This is a genomic window from Pseudoalteromonas sp. XMcav2-N, from assembly GCF_024124545.1.
In the GTDB taxonomy this organism is placed as follows: Bacteria; Pseudomonadota; Gammaproteobacteria; order Enterobacterales; family Alteromonadaceae; genus Pseudoalteromonas.
This window is the reverse complement of sequence record NZ_JAMXSF010000017.1, coordinates 111,047-134,000: the sequence shown is the minus strand read 5'-3', so window position 1 is coordinate 134,000 and position 22,954 is coordinate 111,047. Positions and strand designations below refer to the sequence as shown.

The window sequence follows — 22,954 nt, the reverse complement described above, 5'->3', positions numbered from 1 at the left end:
TTAAAAGTCTATCTACGATCTACTGCATTGGGGTTAAGCGCCAAATATCGTCACAATATTGTTGAATAGTTCGATCGCTAGAAAAGCTGCCACTAGCGGCCGTATTAAGTATGCTCATTCGCAGCCACTGCGACTGGTCCTGATAGGTTTCAGCGGCTCGTTGCTGAGCTTCTAGATAGCTATCAAAATCGTGCGCGACCAGCCAGGGATCGCGGGGACTGCGGATTGAGGCAATAATGTCGTTAAAAATACCAGGCTCAAACAAGTTAAAATGACCGCTTTCTAGCAAAGTCATCGTATTACTTAAAGCCTGGCTGGACTGAATAATGGCATTGGGGTCATAGTGCTGACGGACCTCATCTGCCTGCTGAGCAGTGGCACCAAATAGAAAGAAATTATCCGCCCCCACCTGCTCTCTGATTTCAATATTTGCACCATCCAAAGTGCCTATGGTCAGTGCGCCGTTCATCATGAACTTCATATTGCCGGTTCCCGATGCTTCCTTCCCTGCCGTTGATATTTGTTCTGACAGGTCGGTTGCTGCACAGATTGTTTCCATCGCTGTGACATTATAATTTGGGAAGAATGCTACTCTTAACAAAGGATTAGCCTGTTCGTCTTTATTAACGACATTAGCAACATTATTAATGAGTTTAATCACTTGTTTGGCCATGGCGTAACCGGGGGCTGCCTTTCCGCCGAAAAGCACGCAGCGTGGTACCATGTTTTGCGTATCACCGCGACGAATGCGGTCGTATAAAGAAATGACGTGCAATATGTTCAATAGCTGACGCTTGTATTCATGGATCCGTTTAACCTGAACATCGAACATCATCTTGGCATCAAACTCAACGCCACATCGCGCTTTAACAAGTTGTGCTAACTTACGCTTATTACCTTCCTTAACGGACTGCCACTGCGTCTGAAAAGCCCTGTCGTCGTAATAACGTCGCAAAGTCTTTATTTCGGAAAAATCAGCTTGCCATTGCTCTCCAATTTTACTGGTAATCAGTTTAGCCAGCGCTGGATTACAATACGCCAGCCAGCGTCGGGGTGTTACCCCATTGGTTTTGTTGTTAAATTTAGCAGGCCAAAGTTGGTAGAAGTCGTGAAAGAGTCCGGATTTGAGTAACTCAGTATGCAGTGCAGCGACACCGTTTACCGAATAACTACCAACAATAGCTAGATAAGCCATACGGATCTGAGGATAATCGCCCTCTTCTATCAAAGATAATGCACGCTGTTTTTCCATGTCACCTGGCCACATAAGTGCGACCTCAGATAAGAAACGCGCATTAATTTCATAAATAATCTCAAGTAACCTGGGTAGCAGACGTGAAAACAAGGCTACAGACCACTTTTCGAGCGCCTCGGGTAATAATGTATGGTTGGTATACGCCATAGTCGAGGTCGTGATCGACCAGGCAACCTCCCACTCCAATTCATGTTCGTCGACCAGCAGACGCATCAGCTCAGCAACTGCGATACTTGGGTGTGTATCGTTAAGCTGGAAAACATGTAAATCGGCAAATTCACTGAAATCATCTCCATGTTGCTCCACCCATTGATGTAGTATGTCTTGCAAACTAGCACTGGAAAGGAAGTATTGCTGCCTAAGCCTGAGCTCTTTTCCGTTTTCGCTACTATCATTTGGGTATAGCACCATAGTGATTTGCTCTGCCAGATTCTTTTTGGCAACCGCTTCAGAGTAACTTCCGGCATTGAACTCTTTTAGGTTAAACTCATCCGTAGCCTCTGATTTCCAGAGTCTCAGGGTGTTGACAACCCCATTTCGGTAACCAGGGATCGGCACATCGTAAGGTACTGCCAGTACATCCTGAGTATTCACCCAGATACGATGAGAGCGACCTTGTTTATCCTGGTGAGTCTCAACATGACCAAAGAACTTAATCACTCGGGATTGCTCCGGTGCTGGCATTTCCCAGGGATGCCCCTCACGTAGCCAGTTGTCCGGTTGTTCAACCTGGAACCCTTGGTCCAACGACTGATTGAACATGCCATATTCGTAACGGATCCCATAACCAATCACGGGTAACGCAAGCGTTGCACAGCTATCCAAAAAACACGCAGCCAGACGACCCAGACCTCCGTTCCCGAGACCAGCATCGTGCTCGGCCTGTTCCACGGATTCAAATTCAGTGCAGTATTCTTTGAGTGCATCACGAGTTTGCTTCTCCAGGTCAAGACTGAGTATTGCGTTACCTAATGCCCGCCCCATCAAAAACTCCAGCGACAAATAGGCTGCGCGCTTACATTTGTTGTCTGCCAGGTATTGATTGGTTGCTCTGCATCTGGCCACCAGTCGATCTCTGACTGTCAGCGCCAGTGCCTGAAATAAATAGTGTTTTGAATCTCCAACTTTGTCGCGCCCCAGGGTATAGTAAAAGTGTCGCATCAGATCATCCGCAAGCGTACTCTCGTCCAGCTTTGGGGCTTCCTGCCAATGCTTTACAACACACACATTTGACGTTTTCTTAGTCATTCTTGAGATCCTCGTTAAGAGATTGGTATACCCAGGCACTGTGTGCGCTCAGGGTTTGAGTCTGATGGCCATTATCGCTGGTTTCAGTAGGATGTACTGAACTCAGTAGCAGCTTCCAGATTGTTCCTGGAATCACGGGTAGCTTGACCTCCTGATCGTCGTTTCCGGCGTGCAATATCACTAACAAATTTTGCTTTCTAAGCGTATCTGTCAGCATATAGATAAGCGTTTTGTTGTGGCTGTCATGCCAATCACCTTCAGTCATAGGCATTGCATTTTTGCCAAACCAGCTAATATTGAACCGCTCATCTTTGGTATGAATATAAAATGGATGATGGAATATGGCGTAATCACACCTTAACTTCTGAAGCCTAGACATTAAGTCGCATAGCACACTGGCCTCATCTTTGGCGCACCAGTCAGTCAACCTTTTATTTTGAGTTCGGCGCCCAACGATACTCGCAGGCCAGTCTAGCCAGCTAATTTCATTGTCCTGACAATATGCGTTGTTATTGCCCTGCTGTGAGTGGCCAATTTCGGTGCCTGCCGCCAGCATTGGTACGCCTTTGGACATCATAAGCGTTATGAGCGCACTTTTCTGAATTTGAAGCCTTAACGAGAGGATATGTCCGTGTTCAGTCTCACCTTCTACACCACAATTAAAGGAGATATTTTCACTGTGACCATCGCGATTATCTTCCCCATTGGCAAAGTTATGTTTTTGCTCATAACTCACCCAGTCCGCCAGCGTAAATCCATCATGGCTGGTAAGGAAGTTCACGGAATTGAGCGGCCCACGCTGGTTGTGTTCAAACAGCTCATGCGACCCATGTACCCGCTTAGCCAACTCTGACAAAGTCCCTGCATCCCCACGCCAAAAACGCCTCACAGTATCCCGATATTTGTCATTCCACTCGCGCCAGGGTGATGGAAAACCGCCTAGTTGATAGCCTCCTGGTCCTACATCCCAGGGTTCTGCAATCAACTTTACTTTGCTCAGCACAGGATCTTGTGTGAGTACCTGTAAAAATGCATGTTTCTGAGTAAAGCCATGTTCGGTCCTCGCCAAGATCGTTGCTAAGTCAAACCTAAATCCATCCACCCCCATATATTCAACCCAGTATCTCAGGCTATCTACAACCAATTTTAGGGTATAAGGATCGTCTATATTAAGCGTGTTGCCACACCCTGTGTCGTTAATATAGTTTGCCGGCTCACCCACCATGCGATAGTAACCCGTGTTATTTAACCCTTTGAGTGACAACATCGGGCCATCCATTCCCCCCTCTGCTGTGTGGTTATAAACCACGTCCAGGATCACTTCTATCCCGGCCCGGTGCAACTCTCGCACCATTTGCTGGAATTCTTTGATTTGTCCGTCAACCAGGTAGGCTTTATGGGGGACAAAAAAACTCAGTGAGTTATAACCCCAGTAGTTTTTTAACCCTTTGGCTGTTAAGAACTGCTCAGAAATAAATGCATGACATGGCAATAACTCAAGTGTTGTAACACCCAGGCTGGCAAGGTGTGCCACAAAATTGCAGTGGCTAAGCCCCAGAAACTTGCCACGCAAATGCTTCGGCACAAACTCACATTGTTGCGTGGCCCCTCGCACATGGCACTCGTAAATCAGGGTTTTAGACCAGGGAATACCGGGCCTTGCCCCGTCATATCTGGGTATATCTTCAACTCTGGACTTGGGCATATCCACCGCGTTATCGCTGGTGTTGAATGTGCCAACTGGCAAATGACAGAAGTGTCGCTCACTCCAGGTAAACTCGCCCTGAAAGTCATTACAATAGGGATCTAATAACAACTTGTGATGGTTAAACAGTTGGCCTTTGTCGGGATCATAGAGACCTTTGACCCTGAAACCGTACAAAGCACCTGCGCGCAGCGGAGAGACAAACACAGACCACAAGCCTCCCTCATGACGATACATTGTAAGCGCGGCGATTTCACTGTGCCCGCTTTGATCAAACAAGCATAGCTGTACCTCAGTCGCATCTGGGGCATATACAGCAAAGTTCACGCCTTGTTCGTGCAATGAGCTACCTAATGGGGCAGATTGGCCTCGGTGCGACGTTAACATGACTCGTCAGTACCCAAATACTGTAAATACACCGTGCTTAACGGAGGAATCGTTATTTCTATGCTGTGCTCAAAACCGTGGCTACCAATTGCTTTGCTCTGCAGCATTTGCTGTTGATGTGCAACAGGGGTTATACCACTGCCATATAAATCAGCGTCATCCGAGTTAAACACGACCTGATAGATACCTGCCTGAGGCACACCAATCCGATAGCTGTGCAAAACCTGCGGCGTAAAATGACACACCACCAGCATGAGATCTGCGCGTGATTTGCCGAAACGGGCAAAGCTTAAAATCGATTGTTCACCATTGTGACAATCTATCCACTGAAATCCGCACGGCGAGTTATCAAGCTCAAACAAAGCCGGGGAGTTAGTGTAAAGTTGATTCAAGGACTTGATAGTCTGGTATATACCATTGTGCGCTGGTGATTCCAGTAGCGTCCAGTCCAACCCTGAATTATGATCCCACTCTGTACGCGGAGCCAGTTCACTGCCCATGAACAAAAGCTTCTTACCTGGGTGCGCATACATAAAACCATAATAGGCACGCAAATTGGCGAATTGTTGCCAGTCATCACCTGGCATTTTACTCAATAATGCACCTTTACCATGCACGACCTCATCGTGACTCAGAGGTAAAATATAGTTTTCCGAGTAAGCATAGGCCATTGAAAAAGTCATTTCGTGATGGTGATATTTACGATGAACGGGGTCTCGCTGCATATAGCTTAAACTGTCATTCATCCAGCCCATATTCCACTTGTAACCAAATCCCAACCCATTGTGCTCAACCGTTTGAGTAACACCAGGCCATGCAGTTGACTCCTCTGCAACCATCATAATATGTGGATGCCGGCCATATCCGCGTGTATTCACCGCTCTGATGCAGTCTATCGCTCCCAGGTTTTCTCTGCCGCCAAACTGGTTTGGAACCCATTCACCATCTTTACGAGAATAGTCCAGGTAAAGCATAGAGGCCACAGCATCGACTCTTAGCCCATCGAGTTTAAATACGTCCAGCCAGTAATTTGCATTGGAAAGTAAAAAGCTCTTAACTTCTGGTCGTTCGTAGTTATAGATATAAGTATTCCAGTCAGGGTGAAAACCCTGTCGGCTGTCGGCATGTTCATAAAGGTGTGTGCCATCAAAACGATGTAATCCATGTGGATCAGAGGGAAAATGCCCTGGGACCCAATCGACTAATATGCCCAGGTCCAGCTCAGCACACTGCCCAATGAAATAGCGGAAATCTTCTAGGCTACCAAACCGGCTGGTTGGCGCAAATAATCCCACGGGCTGGTATCCCCAGGAACCATCGAAAGGATACTCACTGACAGGCATAAGCTGAATATGAGTAAACCCAAGGCCCTTTACATAAGGCAGTAAATCATCAGCCAGTTCACGGTATGTCAGATATCGACCACTTTCCTGAGCTCTGCGTTTCCACGACCCTAAATGCACTTCATAAATTGTGATGGGCGCATCAACAGCGTTGCGCTCACGACGCCGCTCCTGCTCCTGCGGGCTGAGAGGCAGATTATGCTGCTCAGGCTGAATAACGCTTGCGGTGCCTGGGGCCTGTTGCATTTTGATTGCATATGGGTCAGCGCGTTCAGTCACAACACCATCCACTCCAACAATGGAGTATTTGTATCCCTGCTCGCCCGTAAGATGCGGCACAAATAGATCCCACACGCCACTGGCTGGGTGAAAGCGCATAAAATGCTGGGTAGCCTGCCAATGATTAAACTCACCTATCACAGATACACTACGTGCGTTCGGCGCCCAAACACAAAATTGGGTACCTGCACACCCCTGATGTGAAATAGCTCGGGCACCAAAATGCAAATGACCGTGCTCTAACGACCCTTCGTTAAACAGGTACATGGCAGCCTCATCAAGCGCACTGCTAAAATCGTAAGCATCCCGAGTTGTAATCGTGGCTTCAGGGTATTCGATTTTCAACAGGTAACCTGAAGAAACCGGTTGGCCAAACTGCATCACAAACAATGCAGAGTCGTCTATTCTGTGCAGCTCGGTCACTTGTTTGCCATGCAAAACAGTGATTGACAGTGCACCGGGCACATATACTCGGATAATGGAGCCCTGCCCGGCCCTATGTAAACCGAGAAAAGAGAAGGCATCACGAAAACACCCGGCTCTCAGTGCCGAGATCTGTGCTGCATAGTCGTGGGTAATAATGGGCGTCTTACTCGCTGAATTCATGCCTGCTCTCTGATCCTTTTAATTTCTTTCATTAAGTTACTGTTTTGCTTGATTGTTTGCTCTGCCTCTACAGCCAAACGTCGGCGCCAGTTGGGATACTCCCGGTCTGTGCCAGGGATGTTGACGGGTAGTTGTTGCTGTTCCAGATCGTCCAGCTGGATAGCCAGTAATTTGCCCGGACTCGCTGCGAGCTTCTTAAGAACCGCACAGTACACACGCATAGCGTCGCTTTTAATCTGCTCAGCTTGCATTGCATTTAGCTCAAGCCAGGTTAACAAGCGCTCTTTATCTTCATTTCTTGTCAGCGCCATCTGTGCAGCTTCTTGTTCATTACATAGTTGGTATTCTTTTCTGAGACCCACATCCAAGCAATTCCACCACGCAAAAAACGGCGCAACATCGTGATTGGCGACCATCAGTAACGTATCTGAACGATATTGGTGAGCTGGCTTAAAATGACCACTCTGATCTTTGGCAAAATACATCAAAATATTGCCGTAGAGATTTGACTCCTCCATGGCGGTTGATATCTCAGGCGGCACAATGCCCAGGTCTTCTCCTATTACCATGGTCTGATTGAGATGAGATTCAATCTTCAATATGGCCAGTAAATGTTCAAACGGATAGTAAACATAGCACCCGCTTTGCTGACCGTCGGCTTCAAAACACCACCACAAACGCCTGATAGCCATAACGTGGTCAATACGCAGTGCGCCAACGGACATCATGTTGCTTTTCAACAAGGAGCGAAAATAGGTGTACCTATCTTGTTTCAAGGTAACTGGATTCAGGGCTGGAAGCCCCCAGTTCTGCCCTGATTCCGCCCATGGATCCGGTGGCGCGCCAACATTGGCTCCCCGTGCGAATAGTGCGTCATTTTGAGCAAACTCATGCCCTTCTTTTGCACACCCCACAGCAAGATCATTGATCAGCCCAATCACCATCCCAGATGCCTTTGTAAGCAACTGGCATGCGCTTAATTGCTCATAGGCCAGCCACTGAAAAAACCATTCTCGCTCGCTAAGAAAACTCAGGTCTAACGCCTGTGTTCTGCTTAGTTTAAACGCTTCGATTGCCTCGCAAACTGCTCGTACACCTTGGCATTGCTCATACAAGTGCGTTAACTGACGGTACTTCACCTCAGCTACGGCGCAATAGTCAATGTAGTCTCCACGGTGGCTGCTCTGAGCAGACTCATAACTCGTTTCAATAACCAGATGATAGTCTTTGCTGAGCGATTCAACGCTCCAATCCAGTGCAATATACAAAGGATTAATCAGACAGCGGTGAGAAGGACTATAGGGGCTTGCCCGCTCTGGTTGCGCTTCAAATAGCAAGTGAAGTGGATTGAGCAAAATAAAGTCACACTGATTGGCAGCAGCACTGGTGATCAGCTGGTATAGATCCCTAAAATCGCCTATGCCTGAATTACGTGCACTGCACAAAGTGTAAAGCTGAACCGACAGGCCAACTCGTTTTTCGTGGTCGTTTTCTATTGTGTAGCAGCGTGGTGGCACTGACCACAATTGTGTTGTTTTTGTCCCAAACGGCCCTTCTATTTCCGTTTCAAAATAGCCGACTGGCAGCTGACCTAGCTTAACTTTAACCTCAAGATAAGTCTGACTTTCATAGCGATAGTCACCGCACACCGGTGCTTGTGACAATCCGATAGTGACAGACAAAGACAGTTCCGGAATACGAATAACGATAGAGGCACTTCGATATGATTCAGATATCTTTAACGAAAACTCCCCACTGTTGGCATCAGCCAGTGTCACCTCTTCGACCACATTGAGCCAGGGCTTGATATCGAGATCAAAGTTCAGCTCATCAACTTGTGAGCCATTTTCGGTGTTTACACCACAACAGCGTAGCGCGTTGAGCCTTGTTTGGTGATCGAAATAGACATGTTCGCCATTATACTTAGTGTAGTCATAGCCTACTCCATGCAGGTAAAACAGCTGCTCCAGCCCTTGCATTGCGCTTAGGCCTGTTTACGTGTATCAACAACGCTGTTTTGCGTCCCGAAGCCGTTTGGTACATAACCATCGGCCTGCTCGTCATTGTCCCAGTATTCACCATCAATCAGATATCTAAAATGATACTCATGCCCGGTCGGTAAGCGATACTTAAGCTTAAATCGTTTATCTTTTTTGTGGAATTTCATCGTTAGAGGCTGCCAGTCGTTGAATTCTGCGACCAACTCAACTTTAAGAGCTTCCGGATGTGTGATTTCAAACGTGACTTCCGCTTCGCTTTTTGTTTTGAAAAAACGCTTAGTTAACATTGTGGGCTCCAAAAAACCGCTAGGTTGTTTATCCTTGCCACAGTGCCGTGCCCGTTACAGCTAGACGAACGGTTGCTGTGAAACTACAAAGCATAATTGCTCATTGTCTACATACAGTGTGTACGCTTCATTACAGTGCAATGACAGTCCAGTCTTGCACAAATGTGGTGATTTTCACTTAGAAAAGCTGGCACAACTGCCTGTATATTAGTATACGGGCAATAAACGCGCCAAAACTTGTTAAAAAGTTAGGTGAGAACTATTCTCGTGTAAAGTGAATTTAATTGATACTTGATCTCAAACACATCACCGCAGTATTAATAATTTAGAATACAGTGAGGCACTGAGCTGCGATTAAGATCACCCTGAATTAGGTGTAAAACATGTCATACTTAGGGCTTATTTATAGTATACTTACTGCTCCTGGCAGGGATGAATTTCATTAGGTAGGTGGATACGCTCAATCATGCAAAGTGTTTTTAAAAATATAGCAACCTGTATTGTCTGTTTTGTCGTGATTGGCATCGTCATTAGCCTGCTGTTTACAAAACATGTAGTCGACGTTCAAACCGGTCGTACCACTGTGGCATTACATAAACAGCCCTTAAGCGCACAAACTGAACATACACCGTGGTTTGGGTTTCTGTTCCCTGACCAACGTTTTTTGGATGTAAACAGCCAAACACATGTCCTGATTAAGCAAGATCATATGGGCACCGTTTCGGTGACTGTAAAGCACGTCTTAACTCGCGTGCTCTCTTCGCCTGTTTTGCTGTTACTGATTATGGTGATGCTGTTACTCACTCTGACCAGATTGCGCGAATTAAGACAACAACATGCACGAACCAAAGCGCTATCCGATATTGACCGAGACCTGCAAGACATCATTGGCAATCTTGAAATAGATTACAAAGCCCTACCAATTGGAGGTTCAGTAGCCCAAATAAGTCACGCCGTTCATACCATAGCGAGCAATATTCAGCGTATAAAAATAAAGACTGACAGCCATGTCTTCCAGGACAAACTAACCAAGCTGATAGACCGCCACGCTTACATTGAGCACATCAGCAATGAGTTGGCGATGGCTGAGCAACAGCAAAGTAAATGTGGCTTATTATTTATCGACCTTGACGGATTTAAGCAGGTGAACGATTCGTTCGGGCACAGTTTTGGTGATGAAATATTAATTCAGGTTGCCGAGCGTTTATGCCAGGTAGTACGCCAGTATCAGTTGCAAGCACTGCATGCTGTGCATGGACTTGACCAAAACCTGTCGCGGCTTGGTGGCGATGAGTTTTCTATCTTTATACCAGACTTGAAAGATACCGGGTTTTGCACTGAAGTGGCGCAGACCATTCTTGGAGAAATTGAGCGTGATTTTGTACTGGGCAACAAACTGGTAAAAATCAGCGCAAGTATCGGTATTGCGGTATACCCAGACAGCGCAGCGACCCCAAATGCCTTGCTGCAGATGTCTGATGTTGCTATGTATCGGGCAAAAACGGATGGCCGGGGTATCTTCCGCGTTTATTCACCGGAAATGGGTAACAAAATCAGGCGCTATCATTACTTACTCGAAGAGTTGCGACTGGCAATTGCGTCACAAAATTTTCATCTGTCATTTCAACCCATAGTACATGTGGAAGATTGTTCAATCGATTACTTTGAAGCTTTGGCTCGTTGGCATCACCCGATTGAAGGGCTTATTCCCCCCTCAGAATTTATTCCCATTGCCGAAGAGTCGAACCTCATATTGGATCTTGGGGACTGGATTTTACTGGAATCTTGTCGCCAGATGTCAGCCTGGCACAATGCGGGGATGAAACGAGTACGCATCTCGGTCAATGTCTCTGGGATCCAGCTCAAACACCGCGCTATTTTCGATTGGGTGATGGCTGCTTTAGAAAAAACAGGTCTGCCTCCCACCTCTTTAATGCTGGAGATAACAGAGTCAACACTGATCACCGCAAGCAATGAAATCATCGCTCAGCTGGATCGCTGCCGTGCAGCGGGCGTCACTATTGCTATTGATGACTTCGGTACTGGGTTTAGCTCACTGAGCACTTTGGCAGACTTGCCAATTGATGTGATCAAAATTGACAAGCTATTTATTTCTCAGGCAAAGGACAATCCTAAGTATTACAAGATACTCAATTCAATCAGCGAGCTGGGTGCACAGCTGGACCTTAAAATTGTTGCCGAAGGGGTCGAGCAGGTAGATCAGTTTGAGCTGGTTAAACAAATGGGCATACGCTGTGTTCAGGGGTACCTGGTCTCGCGCCCCGAAACCTCGAGCCGGGTGGGTAACAAAGTGCTTAAAAGTAACATGAACCATATTGCTTCTACTGGAACCAGTGTGTGGCTACCTGAATCCAGTTAAGCCATCACGAGCTCTCTAGCGCTTAAACTTGGTTTCCAGAATCACCGAAGAAGTCGTACGTTCAACCCCTTCCAGGTTCCCTATGTCGTCGAGCAGCTGACTCAGTTGTTCAAGACTTTGTGCTTCCACCTCCGCAATCATATCGTATTCGCCGCTGATGGCGTACAAAGCCGAGATATTATTGATTTGCTTAAGTGCAATATTGGTTTGTGCGGTCAGTTTTTGTCTGACCTTAATAGACACATGGGCAGCGACCTGAGACGCCTGATATTGTCTGCCCAGCTCAACACTGTAGCCTTGGATCACCCCGTTTTGTTCCAATTTTTGTAAACGACTTTGGACTGTTGTCCTGGACATATCAAGCGTTCTTGCCAGCTCAGAGATGCTGGCGCGGGCATTTTTCCTCAGTTCAGAAAGTAAACGTTCGTCTTGTGAATGGATCATTGTGAAAACTTCAATCGTCATTTTGACCGTTATTTTAATCATTTTATTTATTTTTGCACTGCAAATTGACAACACAACGCGTAATAATGACAAAAAAGCGGGGAATGCGGATTCGTCTGTTGCAGATGAGCACCCAAAATAGCCCTGAAGAAATAAAGATTTATTAAGAGGAAGTCATCATGCAAGTGAATCGCGAGTTGTTTAACGAAGTAATGGTACCAAACTACAATCCATCTGAAGTGATCCCTGTAAAAGGGAAAGGTTCACGTGTTTGGGATCAAAAAGGCGACGAGTACATCGACTTCGCGGGTGGTATCGCTGTAAACTGTCTTGGCCATTGTCACCCAGCTTTGGTTAACGCGTTAAAAGAGCAAGGTGAGAAAATCTGGCACCTGTCTAACGTAATGACCAATGAACCAGCTCTTCGCTTGGCGAAAAAACTAACAGACGCTACGTTTAGTGAGCAAGTCTATTTTGCCAACTCAGGCGCAGAAGCCAATGAAGCGGCACTGAAACTTGCACGCCGTTGGGCAATTGATAACTATTCAGAAGAAAAAACTCAAATCATCGCTTTCAACAAAGGCTTCCACGGTCGTACATTTTTCACGGTTACCGTAGGTGGCCAGGCTGCATATTCAGATGGCTTTGGACCTAAACCGCAAGATGTGACCCATGTTGACTACAATGACCTTGAGACCTTTGCCAAACTAATCTCTGACAAAACCTGTGCGGTCATGATGGAACCGTTGCAAGGTGAAGGCGGTATCATTCCACCCACCCAGGAATTCATTCAGGGCGTACGCGAATTATGTGATAAACATAACGCACTGCTGATTTTTGACGAAGTACAGACTGGGGTTGGCCGTACAGGTGACCTGTATGCATACCAGGGTCTGAACGTAACACCTGATATCCTTACTACGGCTAAGGCACTGGGTGGTGGTTTCCCAATTGGCGCAATGCTAACAACCAAAGACATTGCCAAACACTTAAAAATCGGTACTCATGGTTCGACTTACGGTGGTAACCCACTAGCCTGTGCGGTAGCTGAAGCTGCATTCGACACTGTTAATGATGAGCAATTACTGGCAGACGTAAAACGTAAAGAGCAACTATTCCGTGACGGCCTTGCTGCTATCAACGAAAAGTACAATGTATTTAGCGAAGTACGTGGTAAAGGGTTACTGCTTGGAGCAGTTCTGAACGACAAGTTTAATGGTCGCGCCCGTGACTTCCTGGTTGCCAGCGGCAAGCATGGTTTGATGGCACTGGTTGCAGGTATGAATGTGGTTCGATTCACACCATCGTTGGTGATTCCGGATGAAGATATCCAGGCTGGTCTGGCTCGCTTTGAGCTGGCAGTAGCGGATGTTGTGAACGGTTAATGGTGAGGGGCGCGAAAGCGCCCTGCTAAATCTATGCAAGTACTCAGACCTATTTCAGAAAAAGATTATGCGGCTTTAAAAACCATCGCCGTCGAGTCTGGCCACGGATTCACGTCCCTGCCTGTTGATGATGATTTACTAAGCAGTAAAATTGCGCGCTCAGAAAACAGCTTTAAAAAAACTGCCGGCTTGCGTACCGACGAAGGCTATTTGTTTGTACTGGAAGACAGCAACAGTGGTGAGATCTTAGGCACCACCGCAATTGAAGCTGCAGTTGGCATGCAAACCCCGCTGTACCACTATCACTTAGGCAAAACAGTTCACCATTCGCGCACCCTGAATGTTTACAACACAGTCGACATCCTGACCATGTGTAATGACTACACAGGTGCGTCCGAGATCTGTACCTTATTCCTGAGAGAGCCATTCCGTCAGGGCCTGGCCGGCCGGTTTTTGTCTCGCACGCGCTTTAACTTTATGGCACTGCATGCCGAACGCTTCAGCGATACCGTGATTGCCGAAATGCGTGGCGTCAGTGATGAAGACGGACATTCACCATTTTGGCAATGGTTGCAGGAACACTTTTTCAGCATTGAATTTCCGCAGGCTGATCATCTCGTTGGGCTCGGTGACAAAGTATTCATCAGTGAGCTAATGCCAAAGTACCCGATCTATGCAAACTTACTGAGCAAGAAGGCACAGGCAGTAATAGGTCAGGTGCACGAAAAAACCAAGCCTGCCCTGCGACTGCTGCAAAAAGAGGGGTTCGAACACCGAGGCTATGTTGATTTATTCGATGCAGGTCCAACCGTTGAGTCCAGGCTGCACAACATTAAAACGGTACGTGAAACTAAACGCGGTCGTGCACGCATCGTCAGCTCAGCTGAACTTAGTATAACGGGAAGCGAAACCTGGTCTGTTTCTAACTGTCGTTTAGCCGATTTTAGGGCTACTTTTGCCACTCAGGTTAGGTGGTGCGCGGACTCCAGCACGTTCAAAGTAAGTGCCGACATTGCAACAGCACTTCAAGTCTGTGAGGGCGATGAAATCAGCGGGTTTATACTCTGATACACATTAGTACATCAGGTTATTTGACTAACCAATATCTTCGCCTGATGTCACAACTGAATTAAACGTTTGCGTCGTGCTTAGTCGTAACATTTAACGCGGCTGAGCCGCCATTTTAAGGATTGTCATTATGCACAACAATGTAGATAGCTTATTTGAAAAACTATGGAATAACTACCTTGAAGTTACTCCTTCTGCTGTTAAAGTTCACGAACTACTTGGTTCTACACAGCAAGATGACGTGATCAACGATCATATTGCACTGCGTACCTTTAACCACGAAAAAATTGGCCTGGAAAAATTGGCTGCTCATTTCAAAGCGGTAGGCTATACAGAGTGCGGTGAATACCACTTCGAAGCTAAAAAACTATACGCTAAACATTTCGAACACAGCGACCCGACTAAGCCAAAAGTATTCATCTCTGAGCTGTTGGTTGAAAAGTGCTCTGAAGCACTTCAAGCCATTGTGAACGAACTTGTTGAGCAAATCGATGAGAGCGCTGTCACTGCTGACAACTTCCTGTATTCAGGTACGCACTGGCAGGTCAGCCATGAAACTTACAAACAACTTCTGGCCGAGTCTGAATACGCAGCCTGGATGGCAGCCTGGGGCTACCGTGCTAACCACTTTACAGTCAGTATTAACCATCTGGGCAACTTCGAGACTATTGAGTCCGTAAACCAAGCGCTGAAAGATGCTGGATTCGAACTAAACGCATCGGGCGGCGAGATCAAAGGTTCTCCAGAAGTGCTACTTGAACAGTCATCTACTCTGGCAGACCACCATACCCTTGCTTTCAGCGATGGTGAATTCAGCATTCCAAGCTGTTTCTACGAGTTCGCACTGCGCTACAACAAGCCAGATGGCGAGATCTACACGGGCTTTGTTGCCGCATCAGCCGACAAGATTTTCGAAAGTACTAACGCACGTTAAGCGTATATCACAGTAACTTGTTAAAGCAGCCAATCGGCTGCTTTTTTATTGTCAGTCAAATCTATTTCCCTTGCCAGATCAATACTCCACAGCAAAAACTATGTCAGTATGTGACCACACACCGGTTGTTTCAGCGCAGATTACAGGTTAAGTTTTCTGCTGTCCGATAATGACCTTAACGAAACTGTCATTTATGTGAGCTAGCGTAGAAGCTGTTTAGCTGACAACGTGTCGCGGTCATGACAGTATAAACTGCCAACGAGGTGCAGCTGTGAATATTGAACCAAAGTTAAGTGTACTATTGAATCGCAAAATCACGGTTAAGGCACCGTTGGAACATCCTGCACTGGATGACAAAAAGGCCTATCGTCAGGCACTCAAATACTGGCAGAATGAGCTGCTACATGTGCAACAAGCGTATTACCATCAGGGCCGCAGGGCGCTGATTATCTTTGAAGGATGGGATACCGCGGGTAAAGGCGGCGCTATCCGCCGCATTACTGAACGCCTGGACCCTCGAGGATATCAGGTTTTCCCCATCAGTGCCCCCAAAGAAGAAGAACAAGGCAGACACTATCTTTATCGCTTCTATAACAAGTTGCCCAAAGCCGGCACGGTGACTATTTTTGACCGCTCCTATTTCGGCCGAGTGCTGGTTGAACGTGTTGAGGGCTTTGCGACACAAACGCAGTGGCAGCGTGCTTACCAGGAAATCAATGAATTTGAACGCCTGCTCCATGATGACAACGTCAAAGTGGTGAAACTATTTTTACATATCAGCGCCGACGAGCAACTCAAACGTTTCGAGGAACGACTAAACAACCCCTACAAACGCTGGAAACTGACAGAAGAAGATATTAGAAATCGCAATAAACGCAAAGAATATGAGCAAGCTGTAGATGACATGTTTACCCTGACCGATACCCAACAAGCGCCCTGGCATCTGGTACTTGCGGAGCACAAATGGTATACCCGGGTAGAAGTACTAAAAACGCTGGTTAAAACGCTCAGTGAGGGGGTCGATATTACACCGCCTCCGGTTGACCCACATGTGGTTAAACTGGCAAAAGAGCATTTAGGTATCAAACATAAGAGGAAGGACTAATGGAAAGAGCAGATGTACTGGGTCAATATTTTGATCACCATGATGGTACACACCCAAGCATGACTTTGCCTAAACACACTAAAATGGCGTCGAGCGCATTCCGTTTTTTCCGTGGCAGCGCCCCTTTAATGTACAGAGACATTGCCAATGATGTCATTACATTGCCACAGCCACTGTTTGAGTTACCCCTGACTTATGTCCAGGGGGATTGTCATTCTAGTAATTTTGGCTTTTTGAGTGAAGAAGGCTCTCATGGTGAGACATTGGTTTTTTCACCCAACGATTTTGATGATGCCTGTATTGGTCATGCAGTTTGGGATCTGCTGCGTTTTTTGGTCAGCATACCGCTTGCCCAGCAAGAGGGTGCCTTGCTTCAGAGCTCCAGCGATGATTTAAAGCTCAGGCAAAAGCCGCTAGCGGACTCGGCACAGGTTAATCAGGCCCAACAGACTTTCATTGACAGTTATGTGGCTACCTGCCAGGCCTCATTGCGGGGAGAAAACAATAATCAAAGTGCCCTGACCGAGTTCAGCCAGGAGCATATATTACACAAGCGTTGGCAAAAGGGCCTGCAGCGCCTGGTCGGGGGCGTCGCATTTAACCTAAAAAGTAGCCTGGCCAAAGAAGTAGACCTCAACACTACCCCTCTTAGGTTTAAGGACAATGATGAGAAATTCTCTCGGCTTCATGAAGATTTGTACAATACCTTAGTTGAATATTTCCGCCCATATGTTGACGACGAGATAGTCGATTGCGTTGAGCGCATTGATGCTGGCACGGGGTCGAATAATCTCAAACGTTATTACTTACTGGTAGGTCCGAAATGTTGCTCTTCAGCTGAGCTATACCACATAGTCGAAGTCAAGCAGCAAAGACTCGCCGCCCCCTTACATTATAACGCCGAACTGAGCCCAACAAATCGACTCAATCATGCTCACCTGACGGTCAATTGCCAACGTCAGATGCAGCGCAGGCCCGATCTGGTTCTGGATGATGCGTTATGGCAAGGAGTCCACTGGCTAGTACGTTCCCGCCATCATGCCCGCGTTGGCATTGATCCGGAGCACATTGTGTTAGGCAAACGTGCCGCTGAGCGCAATGGCTTGAGTCAATATGCAGAAGCCTGTGCCAAAGCCCTGGCCTATGCACATATGCGTGGCGACCGTCGCTCATTGATGTTCCAGCAAGTTGTCTGTGACATCATGCCTGAGTATAAAACCGAACTTATCGCGTCAGCAAACCATTATGCAAGCCAGGTTGAACAAGACTGGGGCCTATTCTGTTCACTCAGAAAGTAGTCGTTTGGGAATAGTCACCACCAAAGAATCGAAAGCCAGATGCAATGTACCCTGAAAATAAGCTCTGGCTTCCTGCTCAAGTGCATCCAGCATGCCTTCACCATGATATCTGACACTAAAATGAGTCAGAGTTAATGCACTGACGTTTTGCTGCTGTGCAAACTGCGCAACCCGTTTAGCATCGCTATGCCCTGTGTGTGTGCCGACCTTAATAAGGTCAGAGTGGGTAAACGTTGCCTCATGAACCAACATGTCAATTTCGGCGCAATGGGGTGTCAACAATGCAGGTTTTTCGTTATCGCCGCAAATAATTACCACTCTAGGCTGCCAGCTGGGAAAGGCATAAGTATCAGCGCGTAGTTGTCGCCCTGCAAAATTGACATCCTGACCTTTTTGCAGGGAGTTGTAATGCGGACCGCTTGTAACACCGTCCTTTGCCAACTGGGCCACTCTTAATTTACGCGGGATGCCAGTTTCTGTGATTTTGAATCCGAAACTGGGCACTCGGTGTTTCAGTGCAATAATTTCTATCTGACAAAACTCAAAACACACTAACTGATCATTTTGCTCAATTGGCATCGTATACAGATTAAACGGCAAAGCCACTTGAGTCACTGCCAGTGTCGACATAACAAACTGGATGACCGCCTGAGGGGCAATAAGATGAGCCGGAGCTTGCCTGCCTGACATGGCCATAGACGCGAGTAAACCCGGCAAACCATAACAATGATCGCCATGCAGGTGGCTGATACAAATCACACTTAAGTGATAGGCGGATAAATCAGACTTTAGAAGCTGGTGCTGAGTCGCTTCTCCACAGTCTACCAGCAACCAGGATTTGCTTTTGTCGAAACTGACAGCGGTTGCTGACATGTTTCTGCTCGGACTCGGGCTTCCTGATGAAGTCCCTAAAAAATGTAACTGCAAAACAACTCCTAAAATGCGGTCAGAGACATTGATCCTGCCACAGCTTAGGTTACAGTGGAACCAGGGCCAGTTGAATTCAGTTAGGTTTGGTGCCCTGGCCGAAGGAAGTTGCAAACCCATTGCTATGACAGGAGTAAGATATGAAAAATGAAATCGATAGTCGTCAAATACTCGCCGTATATGAATACATTCAGCAACATGGTGAAGCTGACGAAAACGGTAAGCTGTTTGAGGGGATCCGTGCCTACTCAGATCCCGATGGGTATACCATCTATCTTGAAGGCAGTGCTTTGTTGCTCAGGTTTGGTTTTCACAATACTTATCATATGGATTACCAGCACGAGAAGAATAAAGAGGACTTTATCAATAAGCTCAACTTTATATACCAAATGGCTAACGAGGCCAAAGATTGACCTTTATTGTTAGGTACAGCTGAGTATTTTACTCATTTTGTCTCAGAATCTTTCAAAATTAACGCTTTGCTATAAAACTAGCGAGTGAATGGTGGTAGAGTAACGGCATTTTTTATAACCGAGAAATTTGCTATGTCGAATGCTGTAGAGACGTCAGCTGATCAATCCAACCAGAAGCAAGGCGGCCTGTTTAACCGCTTTCTAGCAACGGTTGAGTTTCTGGGCAATATGCTGCCCCACCCCATCACTCTGTTTGCGATGTTCTGTGTCGCCATTGTCGTTTTCAGTGGCATTGCCGACTGGATGGGCCTCAGTGCTATAGACCCTCGCCCAGAAGGTGCAAAAGGTCGTGCGCCAGACGGTGTGATTGAGGTCGTAAGCCTGATGAGCGCGGAAGGTTTGCAGCGTATTGTTACCGGACTCGTTACTAACTTTACCGGCTTTGCGCCACTTGGAACTGTGTTGGTTGCTCTGCTGGGTGTGAGTGTTGCAGAGCACTCTGGCATGCTCTCGGCCGCGATGCGTGGCATGGTAATGGGCGCATCAAAACGCCTTGTTACCTTTATGGTTGTGTTCGCTGCGATTCTATCGAATACCGCTTCAGAACTCGGTTATGTTGTTTTAATTCCATTGGCAGCGATGATATTCCATAGCCTGGGACGCCATCCACTGGCTGGTCTGGCGGCGGCCTTTGCTGGTGTTTCGGGTGGTTACAGTGCGAACTTATTGCTGGGCACAATAGATCCTTTGCTTGCCGGTATTACAACTCCTGCAGCCCAGATGATCGACCCCAGCTATCAGGTTGGGCCAGAAGCAAACTGGTATTTCATGATGATATCTGTATTCCTGATTGCCTTCGTAGGTACCTGGGTAACGGAAGCCATTGTTGAACCTCGACTGGGTAAATATAACCCTGATGAAGCCAGTATCGATCTCTCAAGCAACAATATTGAACATCTCACTGACAAAGAAAGATCTGGTCTAAAGTGGGCCGGTGTTGCCTTACTGGTTGTTTCTGCTCTGCTAGCATTAACCATAGTCCCAGAAAATGGCATTCTGCGTCACCCCGAAACAGGCGCGGTCGCCGGTTCTCCTTTCCTCAAAGGCATAGTCGTATTTATCTTTGTGACATTCGCTATTCCGGGATTTGTCTATGGACGCGTTGTTGGCACTATGCGCAACGATCGTGACGTCATTGATGCTATGAGTAAGAGCATGAGTTCGATGGGCATGTACATAGTGCTGGTATTCTTTGCCGCTCAGTTTGTTGCCTTCTTTAAATGGACAAACTTAGGCACTATTCTGGCTATCAACGGTGCAGCTATGCTACAGGCACTGAACCTGACAGGACCTGAAGTTTTTGTATTGTTTATCTTAATGTGCGCGGTTGTTAACCTGAGTCTTGGTTCTTCATCGGCTCAGTGGGCAGTTACAGCGCCAATTTTTGTGCCTATGCTGATGCTGGTGGGCTATGCCCCTGAAACGATTCAGGCCGCTTACCGAATTGGTGACTCAGTAACTAACCTGATCACACCTATGATGAGTTATTTTGGCCTGATCCTGGCCGTTGCTACCAAGTATAAAAAGGATATGGGAATAGGTACTCTGGTCGCAACCATGCTGCCTTACAGTATGTGTTTCTTTGTCGGTTGGGTAGCGCTTTTCTATATCTGGGTGTTTGGATTTGGCTTACCTGTCGGGCCTAACTCACCAATTTATTATCAACCCTAACTAAAAAATGCCAGCGCTTGCTGGCATTTTTTTTGGCGAATATGCAAGGTTCTATTTGTTTAATAGTCGATGCTGTCCTACAGTCCTATAGGAATCGCCGAAAAGGAGTTTACAACCTACGACATAAACTATTTAAGGCTAACCATGTATACACTGTTTTACTATCCACGCAATGCGAGTTTAGCACCCCACTTTGTTCTAGAAGCCCTCCAGGTCCCTTACCAGCTTGAACTTGTCGACAGAAAAAAAAATGTTCAAAGATCGGCACAGTACTTACGGCTCAACCCCACAGGAAGGATCCCTACTCTGGTAGATGACGAGTTTGTTTTGTTTGAGAGTGCTGCAATTTGCCTCTATTTATGTGAAAAACATCCTGAAGGCAACCTAATACCTTCAGAACCACAGCACAGAGCTGAGTTTTATCAATGGCTGATGTATCTCACTACAACAGTGCAAGCGGAGTTGATGATCTATTTCTATCCGGAGCGGCATACACAAAGCGCGCTAATGTATGATGACATTATTCGAACTCAGCAGTCGCGGGTTCAGGACATGCTCACTTTGCTGGACAGACATCTCGCGGACAAGACCTATATGGTCGGTGAGCAATTCACAGTCTGTGACTGCTATCTATTTATGCTGTGCATCTGGGCAGACGAGCTTGCCAAACCTCCACTGCAGTTTGAGCATCTGGGCCGCTATCTGGGAGGTATCTCAAGACACCCTGCTATTGAAGCGGTATGTAAAAAAGAAGGGACTGAATTAGGCATGTATCGCTGATCGCTGAGGTCTGGCCCACCGGATCAGACCTCTAGCTTTTAGTTATTTCTGTAATTTTAGCTGGGCGCCTTTTAATCTCTGACGTACATTACTAATTTTAGAGCGGTTTTTAGCACGAGCTTCGCCACTGGCTTGGTTGCTTGGTCGATTAGTACGTGCTTTTCGACGCTGATGAGATGGCTTCTTGGCCAGGTTTTCAATCAGATTTTCTCTGCTCGCGACCTCATAGCCGGGTAAGTAGTATCGCTTGATCTTTTGCCCTATTAAAGTTTCGATGTGGATCAGGGTCTGCTCTTCCTCTCGCGCAACGAAAGAAATTGCCTGCCCCGAATTACCAGCTCGACCTGTACGACCAATGCGATGAACATAGTCTTCCGCCAGATACGGTAGGTCATAGTTAATGACCCGCGGCAATCCATCAATGTCGATACCACGAGCCGCTACTTCAGTTGCCACTAATACTCTGACTTTGCCTTCTTTGAATTCGCGTAGTGCACGACGGCGAGCTCCCTGACTTTTGTCACCGTGACATACTGTCGCGCTAATACCATCCAATTCAAGCTCTTTGACAAGCTGATCTGCATCGTCCTTCATATTGACGAAGACCAGCACTTGCAACCAATTTTTCTTGCCGATTAATTCTGAAAGTAACTCTTGCTTACGTTTTTGTTCTACCGGGTACACGACATGTCGTACAGTTTCAGCAGTCGTATTCTCTTTGGCTGCCTGAACGAGTTTTGGCTCTCTAAGCACTTGCTTTGCGAATTGTTTTACTGCCGTTGGGAAGGTCGCAGAGAACAACAACAACTGTCTGTCCTCGCTCACCATGTTAATGACCTTCTGCATATCGGCGATAAAACCCATATCCAGCATACGGTCAGCTTCATCCAGCACCAAGTATTTAACTTGTGCAAGACTGACAGCACCTAAGCGAATTAAATCGAGCAAACGGCCCGGTGTCGCAACCAGGATATCCACCCCCTGAGACAAGCGCTGTGTTTGGCCATCAACGTTCACACCACCAAAGACAGCCTGAACGGTTAGAGGGGTATATTGACAAAATGCGTCGCAGTTAGTGGCAATTTGCTCTGCCAACTCACGAGTCGGAGCCAGGATCAACGCTCTTGGCGATTCTAGTGACTCTCCCTCCAACAGACGGTGGATCACAGGCAGTGCAAACGCTGCGGTTTTACCCGTTCCGGTTTGCGCCGTTGCCAGGACATCGTGTCCACGCCTTACCACTGGAATAGCAGCTTGTTGTATCGGCGTCAGGGTATGGAAATTTAATTCATCAAGCGCCTGTAACAAGGCATCGGGAAAACTGAAAGACTTAAAATTCATAGCAAAAAACCTGCGACCAATAATGAAGGGCCGCAGAT

At 46.9% G+C, this 22,954-nt stretch carries 18 protein-coding genes; 10 read left to right on the top strand and 8 right to left on the bottom strand.

Going from position 1 to position 22,954, the window contains the following annotated elements; translation table 11 throughout:
• Window positions 1–19: 19 nt before the first annotated feature.
• The 5 genes from NH568_RS19425 to NH568_RS19405 are packed head-to-tail and all read right to left on the bottom strand — an operon-like array spanning window position 20 to window position 9,110.
• Window positions 20–2,503, bottom strand: a complete 2,484-nt coding sequence (locus tag NH568_RS19425) for a glycogen/starch/alpha-glucan phosphorylase (RefSeq protein ID WP_253049977.1) — start codon at window positions 2,501–2,503, stop codon at window positions 20–22.
• On the bottom strand, window positions 2,496–4,595 hold the full coding sequence (gene glgX / locus NH568_RS19420; RefSeq protein WP_253049973.1) for a glycogen debranching protein GlgX: 2,100 nt from the start codon (window positions 4,593–4,595) through the stop codon (window positions 2,496–2,498). Before glgX ends, NH568_RS19425 begins: the two co-directional genes overlap by 8 nt.
• Window positions 4,589–6,823 carry a 1,4-alpha-glucan branching protein GlgB gene (gene glgB, locus NH568_RS19415; protein WP_253049971.1) on the bottom strand — a complete coding sequence of 745 codons (2,235 nt, stop codon included), beginning with the start codon at window positions 6,821–6,823 and terminating at the stop codon, window positions 4,589–4,591. Before glgB ends, glgX begins: the two co-directional genes overlap by 7 nt.
• The gene (gene malQ / locus NH568_RS19410; RefSeq protein WP_253049969.1) at window positions 6,820–8,802 is read right to left on the bottom strand and encodes a 4-alpha-glucanotransferase; all 1,983 of its coding nucleotides are present in this window, start codon (window positions 8,800–8,802) and stop codon (window positions 6,820–6,822) included. Before malQ ends, glgB begins: the two co-directional genes overlap by 4 nt.
• Window positions 8,803–8,807: 5 nt before the next feature.
• Window positions 8,808–9,110: an isoamylase early set domain-containing protein gene (locus NH568_RS19405; protein ID WP_253049967.1), complete on the bottom strand. Its 303-nt coding sequence runs from the start codon at window positions 9,108–9,110 to the stop codon at window positions 8,808–8,810.
• 466 nt (window positions 9,111–9,576) lie between these two features.
• On the opposite strand from NH568_RS19405, the gene NH568_RS19400 reads away from it, so the two are divergent.
• The gene (locus NH568_RS19400; RefSeq protein ID WP_253049965.1) at window positions 9,577–11,490 is read left to right on the top strand and encodes an EAL domain-containing protein; all 1,914 of its coding nucleotides are present in this window, start codon (window positions 9,577–9,579) and stop codon (window positions 11,488–11,490) included.
• Window positions 11,491–11,505: 15 nt separating this feature from the next.
• Here the strand turns inward: NH568_RS19400 and NH568_RS19395 are convergent, their stop codons facing one another.
• Window positions 11,506–11,934, bottom strand: a complete 429-nt coding sequence (locus NH568_RS19395) for an Lrp/AsnC family transcriptional regulator (RefSeq protein WP_253049963.1) — start codon at window positions 11,932–11,934, stop codon at window positions 11,506–11,508.
• Window position 11,935: 1 nt separating this feature from the next.
• Between NH568_RS19395 and NH568_RS19390 the strand changes: the two genes are divergently transcribed.
• The 6 genes from NH568_RS19390 to NH568_RS19365 all read left to right on the top strand — a co-directional run bounded on the left by NH568_RS19390 (window position 11,936) and on the right by NH568_RS19365 (window position 17,724).
• Window positions 11,936–12,076, top strand: a complete 141-nt coding sequence (locus NH568_RS19390; protein ID WP_253049961.1) for a hypothetical protein — start codon at window positions 11,936–11,938, stop codon at window positions 12,074–12,076.
• 37 nt (window positions 12,077–12,113) lie between these two features.
• Window positions 12,114–13,319, top strand: a complete 1,206-nt coding sequence (locus tag NH568_RS19385; protein ID WP_253049959.1) for an aspartate aminotransferase family protein — start codon at window positions 12,114–12,116, stop codon at window positions 13,317–13,319.
• Between the two features lie 33 nt (window positions 13,320–13,352).
• Window positions 13,353–14,387, top strand: a complete 1,035-nt coding sequence (gene astA / locus NH568_RS19380) for an arginine N-succinyltransferase (RefSeq protein WP_253049957.1) — start codon at window positions 13,353–13,355, stop codon at window positions 14,385–14,387.
• A gap of 130 nt (window positions 14,388–14,517) precedes the next feature.
• Complete coding sequence (locus NH568_RS19375) at window positions 14,518–15,321, top strand: DUF1338 domain-containing protein (protein ID WP_253049955.1); 804 nt, start codon at window positions 14,518–14,520, stop codon at window positions 15,319–15,321.
• Between the two features lie 271 nt (window positions 15,322–15,592).
• Window positions 15,593–16,426, top strand: a complete 834-nt coding sequence (locus NH568_RS19370; protein ID WP_253049953.1) for a polyphosphate kinase — start codon at window positions 15,593–15,595, stop codon at window positions 16,424–16,426.
• Window positions 16,426–17,724, top strand: coding sequence for a DUF2252 family protein (locus tag NH568_RS19365; protein WP_253049951.1), 1,299 nt, complete (start codon window positions 16,426–16,428; stop codon window positions 17,722–17,724). The genes NH568_RS19370 and NH568_RS19365 overlap by 1 nt, the downstream gene beginning before the upstream one ends.
• Here the strand turns inward: NH568_RS19365 and NH568_RS19360 are convergent.
• A complete protein-coding gene (locus NH568_RS19360) occupies window positions 17,710–18,597 on the bottom strand; it encodes a ribonuclease Z (protein WP_253049949.1) in 888 nt (295 codons plus the stop codon). The two genes, NH568_RS19365 and NH568_RS19360, sit on opposite strands and share 15 nt — an antisense overlap.
• A gap of 194 nt (window positions 18,598–18,791) precedes the next feature.
• Between NH568_RS19360 and NH568_RS19355 the strand changes: the two genes are divergently transcribed.
• The 3 genes from NH568_RS19355 (at window position 18,792) to NH568_RS19345 (ending at window position 21,575) form a co-directional block, all read left to right on the top strand.
• Window positions 18,792–19,064 (top strand): DUF3081 domain-containing protein, encoded by a 273-nt coding sequence (locus NH568_RS19355; protein ID WP_253049947.1) that lies wholly within the window; start codon window positions 18,792–18,794, stop codon window positions 19,062–19,064.
• A gap of 132 nt (window positions 19,065–19,196) precedes the next feature.
• Complete coding sequence (locus tag NH568_RS19350; protein WP_253049945.1) at window positions 19,197–20,795, top strand: AbgT family transporter; 1,599 nt, start codon at window positions 19,197–19,199, stop codon at window positions 20,793–20,795.
• Window positions 20,796–20,939: 144 nt separating this feature from the next.
• The gene (locus NH568_RS19345) at window positions 20,940–21,575 is read left to right on the top strand and encodes a glutathione S-transferase family protein (RefSeq protein ID WP_253049943.1); all 636 of its coding nucleotides are present in this window, start codon (window positions 20,940–20,942) and stop codon (window positions 21,573–21,575) included.
• 42 nt (window positions 21,576–21,617) lie between these two features.
• Here the strand turns inward: NH568_RS19345 and NH568_RS19340 are convergent, their stop codons facing one another.
• Window positions 21,618–22,916, bottom strand: coding sequence for a DEAD/DEAH box helicase (locus NH568_RS19340; RefSeq protein ID WP_253049941.1), 1,299 nt, complete (start codon window positions 22,914–22,916; stop codon window positions 21,618–21,620).
• Window positions 22,917–22,954: the final 38 nt, after the last annotated feature.

Excerpts from the sequence above, each read along its gene's own strand:
- NH568_RS19425 (WP_253049977.1), bottom strand. The coding sequence starts at position 2,503 with ATGACTAAGAAAACGTCAAATGTGTGTGTTGTAAAGCATTGGCAGGAA.
- glgX (WP_253049973.1), bottom strand. The coding sequence starts at position 4,595 with ATGTTAACGTCGCACCGAGGCCAATCTGCCCCATTAGGTAGCTCATTG.
- glgB (WP_253049971.1), bottom strand. The coding sequence starts at position 6,823 with ATGAATTCAGCGAGTAAGACGCCCATTATTACCCACGACTATGCAGCA.
- malQ (WP_253049969.1), bottom strand. The coding sequence starts at position 8,802 with ATGCAAGGGCTGGAGCAGCTGTTTTACCTGCATGGAGTAGGCTATGAC.
- NH568_RS19405 (WP_253049967.1), bottom strand. The coding sequence starts at position 9,110 with ATGTTAACTAAGCGTTTTTTCAAAACAAAAAGCGAAGCGGAAGTCACG.
- NH568_RS19400 (WP_253049965.1), top strand. The coding sequence starts at position 9,577 with ATGCAAAGTGTTTTTAAAAATATAGCAACCTGTATTGTCTGTTTTGTC.
- NH568_RS19395 (WP_253049963.1), bottom strand. The coding sequence starts at position 11,934 with ATGATCCATTCACAAGACGAACGTTTACTTTCTGAACTGAGGAAAAAT.
- NH568_RS19385 (WP_253049959.1), top strand. The coding sequence starts at position 12,114 with ATGCAAGTGAATCGCGAGTTGTTTAACGAAGTAATGGTACCAAACTAC.
- astA (WP_253049957.1), top strand. The coding sequence starts at position 13,353 with ATGCAAGTACTCAGACCTATTTCAGAAAAAGATTATGCGGCTTTAAAA.
- NH568_RS19375 (WP_253049955.1), top strand. The coding sequence starts at position 14,518 with ATGCACAACAATGTAGATAGCTTATTTGAAAAACTATGGAATAACTAC.
- NH568_RS19365 (WP_253049951.1), top strand. The coding sequence starts at position 16,426 with ATGGAAAGAGCAGATGTACTGGGTCAATATTTTGATCACCATGATGGT.
- NH568_RS19360 (WP_253049949.1), bottom strand. The coding sequence starts at position 18,597 with ATGTCAGCAACCGCTGTCAGTTTCGACAAAAGCAAATCCTGGTTGCTG.
- NH568_RS19355 (WP_253049947.1), top strand. The coding sequence starts at position 18,792 with ATGAAAAATGAAATCGATAGTCGTCAAATACTCGCCGTATATGAATAC.
- NH568_RS19350 (WP_253049945.1), top strand. The coding sequence starts at position 19,197 with ATGTCGAATGCTGTAGAGACGTCAGCTGATCAATCCAACCAGAAGCAA.
- NH568_RS19345 (WP_253049943.1), top strand. The coding sequence starts at position 20,940 with ATGTATACACTGTTTTACTATCCACGCAATGCGAGTTTAGCACCCCAC.
- NH568_RS19340 (WP_253049941.1), bottom strand. The coding sequence starts at position 22,916 with ATGAATTTTAAGTCTTTCAGTTTTCCCGATGCCTTGTTACAGGCGCTT.